The sequence below is a fragment of the Barnesiella sp. WM24 genome, from assembly GCF_004570975.1.
Taxonomy (GTDB): Bacteria; Bacteroidota; Bacteroidia; order Bacteroidales; family Muribaculaceae; genus Muribaculum.
Genome location: NZ_SPPC01000007.1, coordinates 134375 through 153400, shown reverse-complemented (window position 1 = coordinate 153400; position 19026 = coordinate 134375). Strand labels below are relative to the sequence as shown.

Sequence of the window (19026 nt, the reverse complement as noted above, 5' to 3'; positions counted from 1 at the left end):
AACTATGAAGTACATTTGAGGAGGGGTGTCGCGACATGCGACACCCCTCCTTGCATATCAAATTAACTATCGTGATTTGCTGAAAAGCCGCAGAAGTTGTAACTTTGACTGAAAATAAAAGAAAAGGAAATGGCAAAAAAAATCGCGGAGACCCCATTGATGAAACAGTATGTCGAGATGAAAGGAAAACATCCCGACGCAATACTCCTGTTTCGTGTCGGCGATTTTTACGAGACCTTTTCCGAAGACGCCATAGTCACGTCAGAGATTCTCGGCATCACGCTGACCCGACGCGCCAACGGAGTGGCGCAGTATGTCGAGCTTGCCGGATTTCCCCACCATGCGCTCGACTCTTACCTGCCCAAACTCGTAAGGGCGGGAAAGCGCGTGGCGATATGCGAGCAGCTTGAAGACCCGAAGCTCACCAAAAAGCTGGTGAAGCGCGGCATCACGGAGCTGGTGACCCCGGGAGTGTCAATCAACGACACTGTGCTCAACCACCGCGAAAACAATTTCCTCTCGGCGCTCCATTTTGCCCGCGGGGGAATGATAGGAGTGGCGTTTCTCGACATCTCCACAGGAGAGTTCCTTACGGCAGAGGGCAATGCCGACTATATCGACAAGCTCCTTAACAACTTCGCGCCAAAAGAAGTGCTCGTAGAGCGCGGCAACCGCAAGCTGCTCGACGAGACGTTCAACAACCGCTATCTCGCCTTTGAGCTTGACGACTGGATATTTACCGAAGAGGCGGCACGCGACCGCTTGCTGAAGCAGTTTGAGACCCGCAATCTGAAAGGATTCGGCGTACACACCCTGCACTCCGCGATTATAGCCTCAGGCGCGGTGCTTCACTATCTTGACATCACCAAGCACAGCCGCATAAGCCACATAACCAAGCTGCAGCGCATCGAGGAAGACTCTTACGTGAGGCTCGACAAGTTTACGGTGCGCAACCTCGAGCTTATCGACAGCATGGGTGAAGAGGGCAAAAGCCTGCTTGGCGTGATAGACCGCACTATAAGCCCTATGGGGGCACGAATGTTGCGCCGCTGGCTCCTGTTCCCCCTCAAGGATGTAGCCGCAATCAACAGGCGTCTTGACGTTGTGGAATACTTCTTCCGCCATCCGGAACAGCGGGAGGAACTGAAAAGCCTGCTTGAACAGATAGGCGACCTTGAGCGCATAATATCCAAAGTGGCGGTAGGCCGCGTGACCCCGCGCGAAGTCGTGCAGCTGAAAAATGCGCTGACTGCCATCGAGCCAATCAAGAATCTATGCTGCGACAGCGAGCTTGAGGCTCTGCGCGCCATAGGCGAACAGCTCAATCCATGCACCCTCATCCGCGACCGCATAGCCGCCGAGATTGTCGACGACGCCCCGATAGCCGTGAACCGCGGCACCGTAATACGCCCCGGGGTCGACGCCGAGCTTGACGAGCTCCGCGAAATCGCCTTCCAGGGCAAGGACTACCTGCTTAAAGTGCAGCAGCGGGAGGTCGAGGCGACAGGAATATCAAGCCTCAAGATCGGATACAACAATGTGTTTGGCTACTATATCGAGGTGACCAACACCCACAAGTCAAAAGTGCCTGCCGACTGGATTCGCAAGCAGACTCTTGTCAACGCCGAGCGATATATCACCCAGGAGCTGAAGGAATATGAGGAGAAAATACTCGGCGCACAAGAAAAAATAGCAATCATCGAGACCCGGCTGTACACCGAACTGATAACACGTCTTGCCGAATACATACCCGTGATTCAGCTTGACGCCAACCTCATAGCACGGCTTGACGTGCTTGCCGCATTTACGCGCGTGGCGATGGAAAACCATTACAACCGCCCCGTGGTCGACGATTCACTTGACATTGACATCGAGGAGGGACGCCATCCGGTAATCGAGCGACAGCTTCCCCCGGGTGAGCCATATATCACCAACAGTGTGCGCCTCAGCAATTCGGGCACTCAGATAATGATGATCACGGGTCCCAACATGTCGGGTAAGTCGGCGCTTCTCCGACAGACCGCCCTCAACGTGATTCTCGCCCAGATAGGATGCTTCGTGGCTGCCGACAGCGCACGCATAGGAGTGGTCGACAAGGTGTTTACCCGAGTAGGCGCAAGCGACAATATATCGCTCGGAGAGTCGACATTCATGGTCGAGATGAACGAGGCGGCGTCAATACTCAACAACATGAGCGAGCGCAGCCTGATACTCTTTGACGAGCTCGGCAGAGGCACCTCAACCTACGACGGCATATCTATAGCCTGGGCTATCGTGGAGCATATCCACGAACATGGCTCAATGCACCCAAAGACGCTCTTTGCAACCCATTACCATGAACTTAACGAGATGGAGTCAAGCTTCGGAAGGGTTGTGAACTTCAACGTCTCGGTCAAGGAAATCAACGGCAAGGTAGTGTTTCTGCGCAAACTCGCCCGCGGTGGCAGCGAGCACAGCTTCGGTATACATGTCGCCAAACTTGCCGGCATGCCCCCCTCGATTGTAAAGCGCGCCGACGAGGTATTGACACGCCTTGAGACCGGCAACCGTCAGGAGAGCATCGCCAAAGACCTTTCATCTGTAGCCGACGACCGCGCCGGAGTGCAGCTCTCGTTTTTCCAGCTCGACGACCCCGTGCTCACCCAGATTCGCGATGAAATCCTCAATATCGACATCAACAACCTCACTCCCATGGCTGCCCTCAACAAGCTCAACGACATCCGCGCCATAATAACCGGCAAATCCTGATTATAACAAAATCACACAAAAGCATCATAAAAAGACAAAAAAGTATTATCAAATCAAAGCATCCACGCATATCTTTGTGATTTAAACCAATCATCAAGAAGTGCTTATGATCAAAAAACTACTTTTATCTTTATGTCTTTTGCTGACTGCTTCGGCAATTCACTCACAAGAATCCACTATCTGGGAATCTAAAGCGGAATTTACACCGGACTGGAACCACTACGAGATTATCGATGCCTCCGTTTTTCAGCAACATCAAGGTTTCACTACCATTAACCTTTACTATGACGACCTATTTTATAACGGGGAGTTTGATGCGACAATACAGTTGAGCGACGGCAACTGGAAAGCAATAGAGATATTCAGCTTCTACAATGTCCTGACCGGTTCTCGATCCGGCAAATTATCGGTCCCGTTGACTCCCGAACAAACAGCTGCAGTAAACTCTACCGGCGTGATTATCCATGGATGCAACTATTATCTCACCAAAGTCACTGTAGACTTCAGTGAGCGTCCCAGATATATCCACGACATGATATGGGGTGAAAACTCCGGATTTGAAGCACCGCAAAGCGGCTGGGATACATGGGGAGCACACTTTGACGCCATACAAGCTGTTGATTACGGCAACGGATATAATAGCGACACAGCCATGAAGCTTGTAAACACAAGCGAAGGTGAAATATGGGAAAACCAATTCAGATATATATTCCCCGAGACTCTTGCCCCCGGAAAATACAAGCTTGAATTTAACGTCAAATCAGATATTGACACCGGTGGCAGCCTGTTAGTTGTGCTCTCTAATTCAACCAATTATTTCGGAGTCAAATTTCACAATGTGACTGCCGGCACTGACTGGAGCAAGATTGAAGCCGAATTTGAAATCTCAGAAGGAGAAGAAGCTGATGCACTGGTCATCCAGTTTGGTAAAGAAAAAGGCTCGTTCTACATCGACAACGTGCGCTTCGGTCCCTATCTCGAATCAAAACCCGACATGAATCTGCTATGGTCAGGCAACGGACAGGACTCCGGCTATGCGGGCTTGATTAATCCAGATGAAATCTCCGCGGGTGATATTATAAGGCTGACATTCTCGCAAGACGCCAAACTCTCCACCGACATCATAAATATCATCCCCGTGGCATTATTCCACGCAAAAATCCATCAGAACGGCATCGCCGACCCGGCCATCTCCGACATCACCGACGGTATATTGGAAATCGGAGTCACAAATGAAATGCTGTATAATCTTAAATCTGAAGGAATCGTATTTGAACTGCCGGCATACTCGCCACGGCTTGTCAAAATCGAGCGCGTGGAGTCGGGATTCAACCCCAAGGGGGTAATTGCCTACGGGCATCATGACAACAACACCTGTAAAGCCCGTAACATATACACCTACCCGACCGATTCCGATGACAAAATCGCCGTCATGTTCTCACGCAAGCCCACATCGGTCACCCTCAGCACCGGAACCGACTACTCGGTAAAAATCGGCGACCAATCCACAGCTCTTAGCCGTGTACGCGCCGACGGCTCGACAGTGATGGTATTTTACATGACCCCGGAAATCATTAACGCGATACGCACGACAGGGCATTTCAGAATCGAGTCGGATGCCGACTTCAAATATGTCTATACCAATCCGACCATGGATGTGCCCGGAGTAGATGACACCCACGACCTTATCTGGGATAAGGCGATGAAAATCAGTGATTGGGTGACTTATCTGAAGTTTTCCGCCGGAGTGTTCAGCCATGTCAGTGCCGGTGACAAGATTTACTTCCATGTCGATGATGCCACCACCGACAAAGGTTATGGCATAATTGCAATCATGTATGGTAGTAATTGGGAACAATTTTACTACTACAACTTTTTTCAGGAGGAACTTAATCCCGACGGTCTGTGCCGAGTGGAGATAACTCTTGACAATGAGCAAGCCGAGCGCCTGAAAGCTGAAGGGATTGTGATCGCGGGAGATGGATTCACCTTGTCACATGTGTCAATCGAAAGCGCAATGAAGCCCGATGACAATCTTTTCTACGGGTTCCACCAATTTTACGGCACCTGGCATGAAAAATACTCGCAGCCATTCACCATGCCTGCCGACGGGATAAATGCCGGAGACGTAATCCGGATTCATTTCGCATCGGAAACCGGCAATCTCAACCACCTTACCCCTTATACTGACAACTACGGCACTATCAGCGGCACTGTCAACTGGATTATGGATTACGGATATAACAAATGCTATCAGGACATAGGCATTACCAATCAGTTCATCGAGAGCTGCAATGACAACATCTTGCTGCATGGCTCATACATGATTAACAAGGTGGAAATCCTGCGCGACCGCTTTGACCCGACTGATATGCTTGCCTATGGCACCACAGAACATTCAAATACCAATATCACCGTCAAAATCCCGCATAACGCGATCGCCCTTGAAATTACATTTGACGACGAGAAAATCAACGGGTCCAAAGAGTTGACTTTCTATCCGACTCCGGGTGATGACTCCAACAATATAATCTTTGAAGAAGAATCATTTATCAGTTCCGAAGGATTATCCACAGTGACGGTCGACCTTACTCCCGAACTCATAAAGATGATTAACGAAGTAAGTTATGGACAGCTCTCTCTTAAATGCACTCTTCCCTTCCGCTACATGAAAGCGGTAATAGACCCCACCGTGTCGATAGACAATATAAATGCCGACAAGTCAGCCGAGGTTGAATACTACAACCTTCAGGGCGTACGCGTCAACGAGCCGGCAACAGGCGGAATTTACATACGCCGTCAAGGCTCAACTAAAGAAAAGATACTGATAAAATAATACTTTTGTCTACACTAAATTCAGGGCGTATCGAATGTTTCCATTTGATACGCCCTGAATTTATTCTGTCAATCGGCTACAGCCAAGCTGAAGCTACAGGCTTATCGACTCTCCGGGGGTGGCGAGACAATGACACGACGTCTTGCCTTCCGGGACATATGACGCGAAGTCACACGCCTCCGAGTGTTCGCCCTGAAAGTGCATCGGGAAGAAATCGCCTGTGGCAATCTCGTCAAGGAATATCGTGGCTCCACGGGCAAAGTCGCTGCCTTGTCGCGGGTCGACAGGAAACATAACGATATTAATCTCAGGAAATTCACTCTTTATGCGGTTGACAATCACCTTAAAGTCATTTTCAGCCTTCTGCACCTCGCGCTCGGTCGAAGTGTCTTTCCAATGCCAGTCATTAAGGTCGCCGGCATGAAACACCGTGGTCCCGTCACTGAGCGTGACAAGGAAGCTTATCCCTTCATCAGTGGAGCCGAAAGCCTTTACCCTGACTCCGCCGGGAAGATTTTCAAGCACATCGCCCTTGCTCATAGCCGCCACGCTGACACCCTTGTGAAGCTGCTGCACCACAATGTCATTGGAAAGCACATAGACGCGCTCATGATTCTGGGCAAGATTGAATATCACCGGATTAAAATGGTCGGGGTGACGATGGCTCGCAAAGAAAACCACCGGAAGCTCCTTGTTATGGTCCAGGAGTTTCTCAAGAGCGTGGGAAGGGTCACGGAAATAATCAAATACAATTATGACCTGCGGAGTGGTAACGGCAAATCCGCTATGGTCAAGATAAGTCACTTTAGTCATAGTATAATAGTAGTGTTTTTTAGGTTCTTCTACAGGATATATAACATCATCGGTCAACAAGGGGTTCACATGTTGTAAATCATAAAGGATAGTCGTAAATTTGCACCTCGAAATAAAAAACGACAACATTATGAACGGCTGGCTGACAGTAGGACTTCTTGTAATCTCCAATATTTTCATGACTTTTGCATGGTACGGGCATCTGAAACTGCAACAGATGAAAGTCATCACCTCCAACACCCCGCTATATGTGGTAATCCTCATATCATGGGTGATAGCGCTTGCCGAATACTCCTGCCAGGTGCCCGCCAACCGCATGGGCTATATAGGCAACGGCGGCACATTTTCACTGATGCAGCTGAAAGTCATTCAGGAGGCTATCACGCTGGTGGTGTTCACACTGTTCACCGTAGTATTTTTCAACGGGGAGTCACTTCACTGGAATCATTTCGCCGCGTTCATATGCCTGATTCTCGCAGTGTATTTCGTGTTCATTAAGTAAACGCAAAAAGCCGGTAATCCTTCTCGGACTACCGGCTGACGCAATAGAAAATGTGGGTTATGTAATTACTTTAATGTGAAGGGGACTTTACAACGTATGTCGGTCGAAGAGCTGCCTATGTAGGCGGTAAATCTGCCCGGCTCGGCTTTCCAGTCCTTCAGTGTCTCATCATAAAATTTCAGGTCGTCTATGTCAATGGTGAATGTCACATTTTTCGTTTCTCCCGGAGCAAGGGCAATCTTTTCAAAACCCTTCAGTTCTTTCACAGGGCGCATGACCGACGACTTGTCATCGCCGATATAGAGCTGCACAGTCTCTTTACCCTTGCGGTCGCCGACATTGGTGACCGGCACGTTTATCAATATTTCGCCGTCGGCGGCAAGCTCCTTAGCCGAAGCCTCAGCCTTGCCATAACGGAAGTCAGTATAGCTCAATCCGTGACCGAAAGAATACTTGGGCGCTATCTTTTTTGTGTCATGCCAGCGATAGCCGACAAGGATGTCATCAAGATATTTCTCGGTGATGCTGTCGCCCGGATAGCATATCTCGCCGAAAGAGTGGGCGCCGCAGTCCTCCAGTTTCACAGGAAACGAGAAGGGAAGCTTGCCCGACGGATTTACCTTGCCGCTAAGCACATTGGCAAGCGAATTGCCGCCCATCGACCCGAGATACCATCCTTCCACGATAGCAGGCACCTTGGACTCCCAGGGCATCTCCACGGCATTACCGCTAAGAAGCACTACAACAAGATTGGGGTTGACAGCCTGAATTGACTCTATAAGCTCAGGCTGGCTGAAAGGCAGCCCGTAGATAGTGCGGTCATCGGCCTCGCAATCCTGCTCCGCATTTTTGTTAAGGCCTCCGAAAAGCACCACAAGGTCAGCCTCACGCGCCATCGCGACAGCCTCTTCACGCAGAGAGTCCACTACAGTCTGAGGGATTTCCTCGACATGATTATACATAGGCTTGCCTGCCTTGTAGCCCTGCGCAAACTTTACCTTGTCGCCATAAAGCGCTCTCATACCGTCAAGAGGGCTTACCATATCCTTCACTTTAAGCTCGCTTGAGCCGCCGCCCTTGTTGAGCATCCTCACGGCATTGTCTCCGACAACAAGTATTGACCCATATTTGGAATCGTCGATAGGGAGCAGCCTGGAGCCGCCTTTAGTGACAGGAGCGTTTTTAAGGAGCACGATTGCCTCATCACCGATATTCTCGGCTACGGCATAATGCTCAGGAGAAGCGACAGAACCAAAAGGCTTGTTTCGGTTCATCGCCGTGCGGAAGTTAAGGCGCAACAGGCGGCGCACCTTGTCGTCAAGAGTCGACATAGGCACCTCGCCGCTTTCAAGCATCTTCTTATAAGGATCGGCAAGATAATAGTCGTTATATCCGAAATCGCTTTCCGAGGTAAGACCGTTGGTAAACGAACCCATCTCAAGGTCAAGACCGTAGAGAGCCGCCTCCTTTGTGTCATGGGCTCCACCCCAGTCGGTCACCACGACTCCCTCAAAGCCCCAGTCTTTTTTTAGAATGTCGTTAAGAAGAAGTTCGTTATGACAGGCATGCTGACCGCGCACCTTGTTGTAGGCACCCATTATCGACCACACGTCGCCTTCAGTGACAGCAGCCTTGAACGCCGGCAGGTATATCTCATGGAGCGCACGGTCGCTAAGCTCCACGTCGATATGTCCGCGCCATTTCTCCTGATTGTTGAGTGCATAATGCTTCACACAAGCTGCAACACCGTTTTGCTGCATGCCCTTGATGTAAGGCACCACAAGCACCGACGCAAGATAGGGATCCTCGCCCATATACTCGAAGTTGCGCCCGTTGAGCGGCGTGCGGTATATATTTACACCGGGGCCGAGCATGACATCCTTTTCACGATAAAGCGCTTCTTCGCCTATGGCATTGCCATAGTCAAATGACAGCTGAGGATTCCACGTGGCGGCAAGCGCCGTAAGGGCGGGGAACGCGGTGATTGAGTCATTGGTGTGATTGGCGTAGCCCCAGTCGTTCCAGTTTATTTCGGCACGCACTCCGTGAGGTCCGTCGCTGGTCCACAGGTCGGGAATGCCAAGACGCGGCACACCTGCGGCGGCAAACTTACCCTCGGCATGACACATCGCAATCTTTTCATCAAGAGTCATGCGGGCAAGAGCATCCTCCACTCGCTCTTCCAGCGGAAGTGATTCATTAAGGTAGGCAGGCTGTGACGCGAAAGCGGGGAGCGACGCAGCCACACAAGCCATAGCAAATATAGTATGCTTCATGTAAAGAAAATAAGTTAGATGGTTGGTTTTTCACAAAGTTAATATAATCTCATATACATGTAACGCAAAATATGTTGCCGATATTACTCTATATAACATTTAGTTCACTTTTAATTAACAAAAAAGGGCGGTTCCCGAAGGAACCGCCCCAAATCAATCATTTATCATGAAGAAAACTATTCTGCATCATTCCATGTACAGCTGATATACTTGAACTCGCCCTTGGCGGTAACAAGATAGGTAGCTGTATACTCTACGTTGCCATCCTCCACGGTGTAACCGATGAAGTTGATGTAGTAGTAGAGGTCGACACCGTTGCCGGGCATCTGGTCAGGATAAAGCTCATGAAGCACAGCGGGACACACTTCCTTCTCGAAGTGAGACTTCATGTCGGCAAGAATCTGCTCGTCGCTCTTGCCTTCCCATCCGGCAGGACACTGCTTCTTAGCCTCCGAGGGACGAAGGTCGACGTCACACTGGTAAGCGGAAGCTCCGGAATAATATTCATTATTACCGTAAGAGGTCACATAGCCCTTGCCGCTCTTGATATCCTCCGAGCCAAACTGAGGCACATCGATATTGTTATATACCCAGTTTACACAAGCCTGATAGAAGTCAACTGAAATCTGGGGCTTGCCGTTACGGGGAAGGTCAATGGTCACTGACGGGTCATATACCCAGGTAGAGCCATTCAACGCAAACTTGTCGCTGAGAGTCTCGATGGTATTTACCGTCCAGACAGTACCGTCAAATACGGCACGCTCGCAGTGCTGCGCGATGGTCTCCTTGCTTGACGAGTCGTAATACTTGCATACGACATACTTCACGTCGTCGGCTGAAGCATAGGGGAACTCCTGCTTCAGGAACTCGGGAACATAGGTGGCGACATTAGAAGAGCTGAAATTGCTTACCCCCATTGCGGCATAGTCAGAAGCCTGAACGACTACGACATTCTCGGCGGGAGTCCATGCCGAACCATTGTAAGCGTAAACCTCGCTTTCTACCTCAGAAGCCAGAGTGGCAACCTTTCTTACAGGAGCCTTGGCTGCCGAACCACCAAACTCGGGCACACCGTCAACAGATACAAGAAGCATGTTAAGACGGCCGTTGCCACTGGTAGAGCATGACATGAGGTAGCCGGCAAGGCGGCACTTCTTGCCTACGGTAAGAGCATTCATCTGAGCGTCGGTAGCCTGATAGATGGCACCTTCCACGAGTGAAGAGCCTACCTTATAATTAAGATAGATTGAACCCTTGTCATTTTTTTCCGACTTGGTGATTTCAACATCAACCTCGGCATAAATGGGGAACGCACCCTCCTTAGCCTGGTTGGCAGCCTTGAACACTGCGAAATCAGCTTCCCACTCTGCATCGGTGAGAGGAGTGACTGAGGGATATACATAGGGATCGGCGGCGATACCTGCCGATTCAAACTCAGGAGAGCTGATCTGCATACCTCCGCTATACTGAGCACCCTTGCCGGTGACAGTGAGCTGCTCGTTGATAGAATAAGCGGAAATATCGAAACTTGAACCCTTATACACGAATACAGTACCGCTGAGGTCGGTAATCATCAATCCCTGCGCGCAGAGACCGGTGACGATACCGCTGATGGTATAAGTCTTGGTAAGTTCAACGGTCGCAGCCACGCTTGTCTGCTCAAACGCGGGACCTGCGGGAGCCGAACCGCCAAATACGGGGTCCTGCGACGCCATGTTGTAAGTCACATAAGCAAAGTCACCCTCGGCAGCATTGGGATAAGCGGCTGATAACATCGCGGGCACAAACTTCGCAGGCTTGCGTGAAGGAGCGAAGCTCTCGGCATAGTCTTCGTCACTGCCCCACACTGACTGATAGTCGGCGGTGGTGACAGTGTAGGCGGGAGCCTTTTCAATGTCAGTCACCTCGGCAGGCTGTGCGGCGCCACTCTTGAAGATGACGCGAAGCGACGACTTCGGATTCAGATAATATAGAGGATAGTTGGTGTTTGCCTTCACGCTGTTAAGGAACGCGGGAAGATACTCGGCGGGCGAGATGGCATCGTTGAAATAACCATTCGCACCTACAGCCTCAAGCTGTTCAAGCACACCGGCGGCAGTCGCCTTGTCGATATTTTCCTGTAGCGATGCGATGGTCTTGTAGTCCTTGGCGAGAAGCTCATATTCCGCCGACTGCTTGTCAGGATACACCGACGGAGTCTCAGTCTCGAAATCATCGAGATATTCATCATTCCATGAGTTTTCCGAGCAGCTTGCAAAAGCCATCAATGCACCACACGCGAGCAGGCTCTTGAAAATATTGTATCTCATAATTGTAATTCGCGGTTAATGGTTAGAAGTTGATTTGCAGACGTACAGAGTAGGTGCGGCCGAATGCGTAGAACACACGGTAAGCATCCTGCCATGTACCCTTTGAGCTGGTTGAGGTATAGGCATCAACTATATAGTTGTAGTTGAATACATTGTTTACATTACCATAGATGGTAGCGTTTACGCCGCCAATCTTGAAGCGGTAGTTGGCATGCAGGTCAAACTGCTGTCCCCAGGGTATTTCCCACGGGTCGTTGACATTAACCACTGAACCGTTAAGGCTGCTTGAGCTAACCTGGAAGTCACTGTAGTTACGTGCGCCCACGAGCCAGTCGGCACCGATACGGAAGCCTTTGAACGGCATGAAGGTAGCGGTAAGAGAAGCAGTGGTCTGTGCCGATCCACCTATCTTCACACCCTTCTGATTGATGGTTGACTTGAGGTGGTCCTCAGCACCGATTCCCGATGCAAGAGCACCGTCGCGGAGGTTGGTGATAGGCTGTCCGAGCTGATTGTAGAAGTAACCCGAGGCATTGCTGTCCCAAATCCAGTCGCCCCATGAGAGCATACCCTTGATGTCAAGCCAGCGCTCCGGAACCCAGGCGAAGTCAAGCTCGATACCCATGTGACGAGCGTCCACACCCTGCATGTTGATATAGTAGCGGCCGTCGGCATCGGAGAAGTTACCTCCACGGGTAGTGGTCTTGTCCATCCAGCGTGTATAGTAAGCATTCACCATCATTGAGAACGGACGGGAAGTGTAACCGTAGCCAAGCTCGAAGGAAACTACCTTCTCGTTGATTGCGTTTTTGTTTATCTCATTGGAAGTGGTGGCGTTCAAGAACACACCGCCAGAGAAGAAAGGCGCACGGCTGATGTAACCAAGGTTGAAGAACACGTTGTTGAAACGGTCGATATTGTAGTTCACACCACCTTTGATAGTTCCACCGATAAAGTTTTTGGTAGAAGAGCGCTCATGATCCTTATCATAGTAAAGGAAGTCGCGGCGCCAGTAAGTGTTATTGTTCAAGGCGCCTGCCACTACGAAGTTAAGATTGCCGTCAAGCATGGTGTATTCACCCTGTGCATATACACCTTCCTGAACGGTATAACCCTTGTAGTTACGATATACGACATCGCCCACACCGAGCTTCTGATATTTCCAGTTGGGGTCGGCTGCCGCCGCGTTAAGGGTCGGGTCTACGTTCTTACGTGTAGAGTAGTCCATGAAGTATTCACCGTCATAGAGGTCACAGATTTTGTTCTTGTGGTCACCGATATAGTAACGCATGTCAAGACCGGCGGTAAGGTTGATTCGGTTGCCGTTGTTCTGTGTCCACTCCTTCTTGTAAGATGACACAAGACCATACCACTGGTGGTTGTTGAGCGACTGCGACATCACAAGATAAGAACCCTTTGTACTCTGGGCGTTGAGATCCTGGATTGCGGCGTAGTCAAATGTACCGTCGGCAGCACGGAACTTCATGTTAAGCGCGCCGCTGCTTGCACCATACCAGTCACTGTAGCTGTATCCGTCAAGACCGTTGCCTTGTCCGCTGTAGCCACCACCTGTACCAAACGAGAAGTAAACCGCCGATGACAGAGAAGAAGTCTCGTCAATCTTCCAGATATGGTTGAGCGACATGTGAGGCTTGTGATAGAAGTTATAGCCTGAGCTGCGCATCTGTCCCTGCTTGTCAAAACCGTAGACGGGGTTGTACTTGTACATGCTTTCGCCGTCCATGTAACGCTTGCCGTAGGTCTGGTAGCCCTCGATTGAAAGACCGTCCTGCGAGCTGCGCTTGTAGTGGGTCTGGGGAGCGCCTGTAAGCGTGAACGAAAGCTGATGATTCTCGTTAAGACGCTTTGACACATTCAGGAAGTAGTTGTAAGAGTTAAACGGAGTACCCTGGATGTAACCGTCACCCCACTTGCGAGAGCCGAGCAACGTGATGGCCCAGCCGTTTTTCATAAGACCGGTAGAAAGCTTCACGCCATATACGTTGTAGCCGTCATTACCCATTCCGTACCATACACGGCCGCCCTTCTCTACATCGATAGTGCGGGTGGTGTAGTTGACCGTACCGCCGACAGAGGGGGTAGAGACGATAGTCGCGCCAAGACCGCGCTGAGTCTGGATATTTGCCATCACGTCACCGAGACCCGCCCAGTTGGACTGATAGACACCACCCCACTCCATGTCATTGATAGGAATACCGTTGACCATGGTGGCGATATTCTCGCTCTTGAAACCGCGCATGTTAATCTTTGAATCGCCGAAACCGCCGCCGTCGCGTGTCACCCACACACCGGGAGTGGTCTTCAACACCTCGGGCAGCTCCTGGTTGCCCATCTTGACATCGATGGTCTGCGCTCCGATAGTGGAGGCTGCGACAGGAGTAAGACGGGTCTTTGCCACCGACTGCTCCACCACGACGTCCTTGAGCAACTGTGCCTCAATATCAAGAGCGATATTGCCCATGTCTTCCTTTGCGGAAAGAGTCACAGGTTTATAGCCGATATATACGACACGGATAGTCTTGCCCTTGGGCACATCGAGGAGAAAGCGACCGTCAATGTCAGTGGCGATAGCGACTGAAGTGCCGGGTACAGAGACCGTAGCGCCGATAATCGGCTCTCCCTGGTCGTCCACAACAACGCCACTGCATTTAATATCACCGGGCGCAGCGAATGCCGCCGCACACATGAGCCAGACTGTGCTGACTAAGAGAAGAAGTCTCTTCAACATAATGATGACTTGTTAGAAATGTTAACGATAAAATTTATTATGGTTCCTGTTTAAAATCCGATAGCAAATTTTCACAAAAGTACTAAAAAATCTTGATTGGCGTGGAATACGGATAGTTAAAAAAGTCATTGCAGGAATAAATTGTCAACTTTTGCGGTAAAATTTGCGATTTCTACATATAAAGTATAACTTTGCACTACTTTGAATAGGCAACATCCGTGAAGATACATAGAGAAGGACTTAACATATTAGCTATCCTGTTGGCGATTCTGCTGGTGATTAATTTCCCGGCATGGCTTTTCATACGCCCTGTCGCCATCCCTGTCACTTTTTCCGCTATTTCAGCGATAGTCTATCTGCTTGTATTGAATTTCTTCCGATCGCCGCGCCGGCATTTCCGCGGCAACAGGGAGAATGTGGTGGTTGCCTCAGCCGACGGAAAGGTCGTGGCGCTTGAAGAGACCTACGAAAGCGAATATCTGCACTGCCGCTGCATCCAGCTGTCAGTATTCATGAGTGTGCTTAACGTACACGCCAACTGGTTTCCGGTCGACGGCGAGGTATTGTATGTGCGTCACCACTCCGGAAGATACCTGTCGGCCTACCTTCCCAAATCAAGCACTGAAAACGAACGTTCGACAGTGGCTATCCGTGCCCTTAACGGTCAGACTATACTTATGAGACAGATTGCCGGTGCGCTCGCCCGCCGCATCGTGACCTATGCGCAGCCGGGAGACACAGCCGACATCAACGACCACATGGGATTCATCAAGTTCGGCTCAAGGGTTGACCTGTATCTTCCCCTTGATGCAGAGATTCTCGTAAAACTTGGCGACATTACCACCGGCGGAGTCACAGAAGTAGCCCGCCTCAAGTCAAAACAATAATCTCCGGCGATGCTGAAAAAAATGATATCCAACATACCCAACACTATCACTTGCCTGAGTCTCGTGTGTGGCTGCCTCGCGATAATCATGTCGTTCAGCTACGACACCGTCTACTGCCTCGGGCTGAAAGGCTATCAATGGGCATTTGTGCTGATAGGCGTTGCGGCTGTATGTGATTTTCTTGACGGAGCTGCGGCAAGGGCACTCCACGCCTACTCGGCTCTCGGCAAGGAGCTGGATTCACTGAGCGACCTCGTAAGCTTCGGCGTGGCGCCGGGAATGTTGATGTACAACACCCTGTTGACTTCGGCTGATTGCCACTGGATAGCCTACCTCGCCATACTGATACCTGTAATGGGCGAGCTGCGACTTGCCCGGTTTAATATCGATGACCGCCAGACAACCTCGTTTCTCGGACTTCCCATCCCCGCAAACGCCCTTTTCTGGATCGGCGCCTGCGACTCTATTCACCGGTTCGGCTATCCGGGCGATGCAGTGGCTGCCGTAATGCTGATTGTGGTGTCGCTGCTGATGGTCATGACCGGACTGAAGATGTTCTCGCTGAAATTCAAAAATTTCAACCTGCGCGAGAACTTCCGCCGCTACCTCATCATAATCATAGCGGTGATCCTTGTCGCCACTACCGGAGTGGCAGGACTCGCATGGACAATAGCTGCCTATATCCTATTGTCGCTCATCCCTGCCTCACGCGGCAAATAAGGCGTAACCACACAGGCGGGGTCACAACATTTTCCACTTTTCTTCGTTAATTAGATATGAGCTTTTTTGCCTTTTTACTATTCATATTACTCCTGCTGTTGATTTTGCCGGCAATCCTGCTACAGAAAGTGGTGGGATGGTGGAGACGCGTCACCGGTCAGGAGGAATCACCGCGCTACTCCTATTACAATCGCGACAACGCGTCATATCAGGAGTATCGCCGCCGGCAGCAGCCTTCACGCAAGAAAAAGATATTCAACAAGAATGAAGGAGAGTATGTCGACTTTGAAGAGATAACCGCAGTTCCGCGCGACACATCGTCAGCCTCGGTAAGTTACGAGACCGAAGAGCAGGTAAGCGATGCCGAGTGGACTGAAATCAAGTAGATTATGGATTACTATACACTGGCTCTTTTTGACTTCCTGCGACGCCTCGCCGCCAACAACAACCGCGAGTGGTTTGCCGCCCACAAGGAAGAGTATGACAGGCTGCGCGAACTATGGCTTGACGACCTGCAACACCTCATCGACTGCATGGGCGAATGGGAGCCGCGGCTGAAAGGGCGCACGGCAAAGGAATCGGCTTACCGCATATACCGCGACACGCGGTTTTCACTCGACAAGACTCCTTACAAGGTATTTTTCTCCGCCTCGATAAATCCCTATTTAAAAAACGCTCATCGCCCGGGCTATTATCTCCAGATGGACATACGCCCCGGAGAGACCGGGCTCTATGGAGGAATATGGCGACCGGAGGCGCCGCTGTTGCGTAAGCTCCGCAAGGCAATCGTAGATAATATCGAAGAATGGGAGGAGATAACCGACAACAAGGCGGTAAACCGTTATTTCCCGGGATGGATAAGCAGCGAGACGCTGAAGACAGCACCCAAGGGATGGGACAAAGACCATCCGCAGATTGAGCTGCTGCGCCTGAAAGATTACGGGAAATTCTGCCCTCTTGACGAAAAATTTTTCCACGACCCGCGCTGGCCTGAGAAAGCCGCCGAAAGGTTCAGGGTGCTGCAACCGTTCATCCAATTTCTCAACTACTCTATCGAAGAAGAGTGACACAACTCAATCATAACCATAATTTATTTATTCACCAATTTCAACTAACATGAACTTCAAAAAGTATTTGGCTGAAGCAATCGGAACAATGTTTCTCGTGCTTCTCGCCTGTGGTAGCGCAGTTCTTGCCGGTCCGTCAATAGGCGGCTATGGCGTAGGTGTATGTTTCGGACTCGTCCTTATCTGTCTTTGCTATTGCATCGGCAATATCTCAGGCTGTCATGTGAATCCCGCCGTGTCGTTCGGTATGTGGGTCAGTGGCAAAATGAGCGGCAAGGAGATGATATGCTACTGGATTTCCCAGTTTATCGGCGCGGCTATCGGTGCCGGCTTCCTGTTCTGGTTTGTCAACATGTCGCCCGAATTCAACTTCGGCGGAGTGACCGGTGACAACAATCTCGCCACCAATGTGCTTCAGCCCGGAGCAACCCCCGGCATGGCTCTTCTCTGCGAGGCTCTTCTCACATTCTTCTTCGTGTTTATAATCCTTGGCGCAACTGACGAAAACCACGGATTCGGCAAGTTTGCCGGTCTTGCAATCGGTATCGCGCTCGGACTCGTAAACATCGTGGGCATTCCCGTTGACAACTGCTCTGTAAATCCCGCACGTAGCTTCGGTCCCGCCCTCTGGAGCCCCGGAGCGTTCGGCGACTTCTGGATTATGGTTGTAGGTCCGCTCGTAGGAGCTCTCATCGCAGCCGTGGCATGGAAAGCCGTGGCTCCCTACCTCAACAAGAAATAATCAGGTTGCAACACCTTACAATGACGGGTCTGTGCCAAAATTGGCACAGACCCGTTGTCATATAGGTAATTGCGTTGCGGCAATCAGGTTATTGTATATCAATCTACAAGTGTACGCAGATAGCCGGTAAGCTCTGTCGCCATCTTCTGAGCCTGACGGCGCGACGGATGATAGTCGGCACCGTAGCCGAGCGAACCGTCCTGAGGGGTCATGTCAAAGCGGTAGACATGCCCGTCGGTTGCCGCTATACGGTCGAGCACGCCCTTCACGTCGGCAAGCGGCTTTCCTGACATCATCGAGCCTGTAAGAAGCACAATCTTTGCATCGGGATGCAGATTGCGCAGACGCTTTACAAAATCGCTGTAGGCGGCTTCAAAACGCTTTATGTCATAATTTCCGAGCGAAGTGTCGTTAGTGCCGAGATTAATGCAGATTATATCGGGGACGAAACGTGAATGATCCCATTTGCAGTCATAGCGGTATAGCATCGTGTTATCATATTCCAGGGGAATCGTCTTGTCAGTACCCTCCTTAGCGCCGCCGAAATACCGGTACATGCCTATGCCCGACCGCGCCACGACATTCACGTCAGCGTCAAGGCTGCGTGCCGTGAGATAGGCATAACTGAGAGTATGGTTTTCCGTGTCATATGAAAATCCCTTCTTGGGATTATCCTCCTCTGTCCCGTAGCCGCATGTTATAGAATTACCGATAAACTCTATTCTCAGCCGTGGACGCTCCGGCGCGGGAAGCATCACGGCTCCGGGAGAAAGGTAGAAGCCACGGAAATGAGGATGGCGCTCATAGCCCTCGATAGCATAAGTGATGCGCACCGAGTGATTGCCGTCGGGAAGCGAATCGGCGATTGTAATCACCGAGTCGGCGGGTGTGAAATTTATCTTGTAAGCCGGAATCGAGTCAAGCTCCACCATGAACTGACCGCTCCCCGGACTCGCGGCAAACGCGAGCGAAGTGCCTGTGAAATTAAACATAGCCGTAATACCGGGATAGGTAAATTCAAGAGCTGAGGAATCGGCATCGTTAATACGCCCCATATAAAGGATATCATCAGATGACGGCGACACAAATACCGGCTGTGACGCCGTGCAGCCTAATGCAGCCACGGCAAGGACGGGAGCAATAAATTGTCGTAACATGTTTTATGAGTCTTAAATGAAAAAAATCGGTTGTGTTATTTCAACGCTAAAGTTACGACAAATAAGCCATACCTACAAAAAGAGCCCGCATTCATTTCTGAAAGCGGGCTTGGAAGGCGATAGACTATTTAAAAATGACTTTTTATTAACGTCAGCAAAATGCCTTCTCTTGTCAATCATAACAAACCTCATGAAAAAAGGTTCAGCCATTGCCCCGGTA

At 50.5% G+C, this 19026-nt stretch carries 13 protein-coding genes; 8 read left to right on the top strand and 5 right to left on the bottom strand.

The genetic code is table 11. The features are described from left to right. Nucleotides 1–129 precede the first annotated feature (129 nt). Together mutS and E4T81_RS09185 are read left to right on the top strand one after the other, a co-directional pair. On the top strand, nucleotides 130–2748 hold the full coding sequence (gene mutS, locus E4T81_RS09190; protein WP_135043818.1) for a DNA mismatch repair protein MutS: 2619 nt from the start codon (nucleotides 130–132) through the stop codon (nucleotides 2746–2748). Between the two features lie 106 nt (nucleotides 2749–2854). Further along, nucleotides 2855–5584: a carbohydrate binding domain-containing protein gene (locus tag E4T81_RS09185; RefSeq protein ID WP_135043816.1), complete on the top strand. Its 2730-nt coding sequence runs from the start codon at nucleotides 2855–2857 to the stop codon at nucleotides 5582–5584. 93 nt (nucleotides 5585–5677) lie between these two features. On the opposite strand, the gene E4T81_RS09180 is transcribed toward E4T81_RS09185, so the two are convergent. Further along, nucleotides 5678–6397 carry an MBL fold metallo-hydrolase gene (locus tag E4T81_RS09180; RefSeq protein WP_167761815.1) on the bottom strand — a complete coding sequence of 240 codons (720 nt, stop codon included), beginning with the start codon at nucleotides 6395–6397 and terminating at the stop codon, nucleotides 5678–5680. Between the two features lie 130 nt (nucleotides 6398–6527). Between E4T81_RS09180 and E4T81_RS09175 the strand changes: the two genes are divergently transcribed. Beyond that, nucleotides 6528–6899 carry a DMT family protein gene (locus E4T81_RS09175; RefSeq protein ID WP_135043812.1) on the top strand — a complete coding sequence of 124 codons (372 nt, stop codon included), beginning with the start codon at nucleotides 6528–6530 and terminating at the stop codon, nucleotides 6897–6899. A 65-nt stretch (nucleotides 6900–6964) separates the two neighbouring features. On the opposite strand, the gene E4T81_RS09170 is transcribed toward E4T81_RS09175, so the two are convergent. The 3 genes from E4T81_RS09170 to E4T81_RS09160 form a co-directional block, all read right to left on the bottom strand. Continuing rightward, a complete protein-coding gene (locus E4T81_RS09170) occupies nucleotides 6965–9175 on the bottom strand; it encodes a glycoside hydrolase family 3 C-terminal domain-containing protein (RefSeq protein WP_135043810.1) in 2211 nt (736 codons plus the stop codon). A 176-nt stretch (nucleotides 9176–9351) separates the two neighbouring features. Then, a complete protein-coding gene (locus E4T81_RS09165) occupies nucleotides 9352–11484 on the bottom strand; it encodes a hypothetical protein (protein ID WP_135043808.1) in 2133 nt (710 codons plus the stop codon). A 22-nt stretch (nucleotides 11485–11506) separates the two neighbouring features. Beyond that, nucleotides 11507–14233, bottom strand: coding sequence for a carboxypeptidase-like regulatory domain-containing protein (locus E4T81_RS09160; RefSeq protein ID WP_135043806.1), 2727 nt, complete (start codon nucleotides 14231–14233; stop codon nucleotides 11507–11509). A 218-nt stretch (nucleotides 14234–14451) separates the two neighbouring features. Here E4T81_RS09160 and E4T81_RS09155 point away from each other — a divergent pair, with 218 nt between their 5' ends. The 5 genes from E4T81_RS09155 to E4T81_RS09135 are packed head-to-tail and all read left to right on the top strand — an operon-like array spanning nucleotide 14452 to nucleotide 17649. Continuing rightward, entirely contained in the window at nucleotides 14452–15120 is a 669-nt protein-coding gene (locus tag E4T81_RS09155) for a phosphatidylserine decarboxylase family protein (RefSeq protein WP_135043804.1), read from the top strand. Between the two features lie 9 nt (nucleotides 15121–15129). Then, a complete protein-coding gene (gene pssA / locus E4T81_RS09150) occupies nucleotides 15130–15840 on the top strand; it encodes a CDP-diacylglycerol--serine O-phosphatidyltransferase (protein WP_209308173.1) in 711 nt (236 codons plus the stop codon). 56 nt (nucleotides 15841–15896) lie between these two features. Beyond that, entirely contained in the window at nucleotides 15897–16226 is a 330-nt protein-coding gene (locus E4T81_RS09145) for a DUF4834 family protein (protein WP_135043802.1), read from the top strand. A 3-nt stretch (nucleotides 16227–16229) separates the two neighbouring features. After that, on the top strand, nucleotides 16230–16907 hold the full coding sequence (locus tag E4T81_RS09140) for a DUF2461 domain-containing protein (RefSeq protein ID WP_135043800.1): 678 nt from the start codon (nucleotides 16230–16232) through the stop codon (nucleotides 16905–16907). Nucleotides 16908–16956: 49 nt separating this feature from the next. Continuing rightward, nucleotides 16957–17649 carry an MIP/aquaporin family protein gene (locus E4T81_RS09135; protein WP_135043798.1) on the top strand — a complete coding sequence of 231 codons (693 nt, stop codon included), beginning with the start codon at nucleotides 16957–16959 and terminating at the stop codon, nucleotides 17647–17649. A gap of 98 nt (nucleotides 17650–17747) precedes the next feature. Here the strand turns inward: E4T81_RS09135 and E4T81_RS09130 are convergent, their stop codons facing one another. After that, complete coding sequence (locus E4T81_RS09130) at nucleotides 17748–18806, bottom strand: SGNH/GDSL hydrolase family protein (RefSeq protein ID WP_135043796.1); 1059 nt, start codon at nucleotides 18804–18806, stop codon at nucleotides 17748–17750. Nucleotides 18807–19026: the final 220 nt, after the last annotated feature.

What these genes read in the sequence shown, in the direction of transcription:
- E4T81_RS09160 (WP_135043806.1), bottom strand. Translation starts at nt 14,233, where the DNA reads ATGTTGAAGAGACTTCTTCTCTTAGTCAGCACAGTCTGGCTCATGTGT.
- mutS (WP_135043818.1), top strand. Translation starts at nt 130, where the DNA reads ATGGCAAAAAAAATCGCGGAGACCCCATTGATGAAACAGTATGTCGAG.
- pssA (WP_209308173.1), top strand. Translation starts at nt 15,130, where the DNA reads ATGCTGAAAAAAATGATATCCAACATACCCAACACTATCACTTGCCTG.
- E4T81_RS09130 (WP_135043796.1), bottom strand. Translation starts at nt 18,806, where the DNA reads ATGTTACGACAATTTATTGCTCCCGTCCTTGCCGTGGCTGCATTAGGC.
- E4T81_RS09165 (WP_135043808.1), bottom strand. Translation starts at nt 11,484, where the DNA reads ATGAGATACAATATTTTCAAGAGCCTGCTCGCGTGTGGTGCATTGATG.
- E4T81_RS09140 (WP_135043800.1), top strand. Translation starts at nt 16,230, where the DNA reads ATGGATTACTATACACTGGCTCTTTTTGACTTCCTGCGACGCCTCGCC.
- E4T81_RS09175 (WP_135043812.1), top strand. Translation starts at nt 6,528, where the DNA reads ATGAACGGCTGGCTGACAGTAGGACTTCTTGTAATCTCCAATATTTTC.
- E4T81_RS09180 (WP_167761815.1), bottom strand. Translation starts at nt 6,397, where the DNA reads ATGACTAAAGTGACTTATCTTGACCATAGCGGATTTGCCGTTACCACT.
- E4T81_RS09170 (WP_135043810.1), bottom strand. Translation starts at nt 9,175, where the DNA reads ATGAAGCATACTATATTTGCTATGGCTTGTGTGGCTGCGTCGCTCCCC.
- E4T81_RS09145 (WP_135043802.1), top strand. Translation starts at nt 15,897, where the DNA reads ATGAGCTTTTTTGCCTTTTTACTATTCATATTACTCCTGCTGTTGATT.
- E4T81_RS09135 (WP_135043798.1), top strand. Translation starts at nt 16,957, where the DNA reads ATGAACTTCAAAAAGTATTTGGCTGAAGCAATCGGAACAATGTTTCTC.
- E4T81_RS09185 (WP_135043816.1), top strand. Translation starts at nt 2,855, where the DNA reads ATGATCAAAAAACTACTTTTATCTTTATGTCTTTTGCTGACTGCTTCG.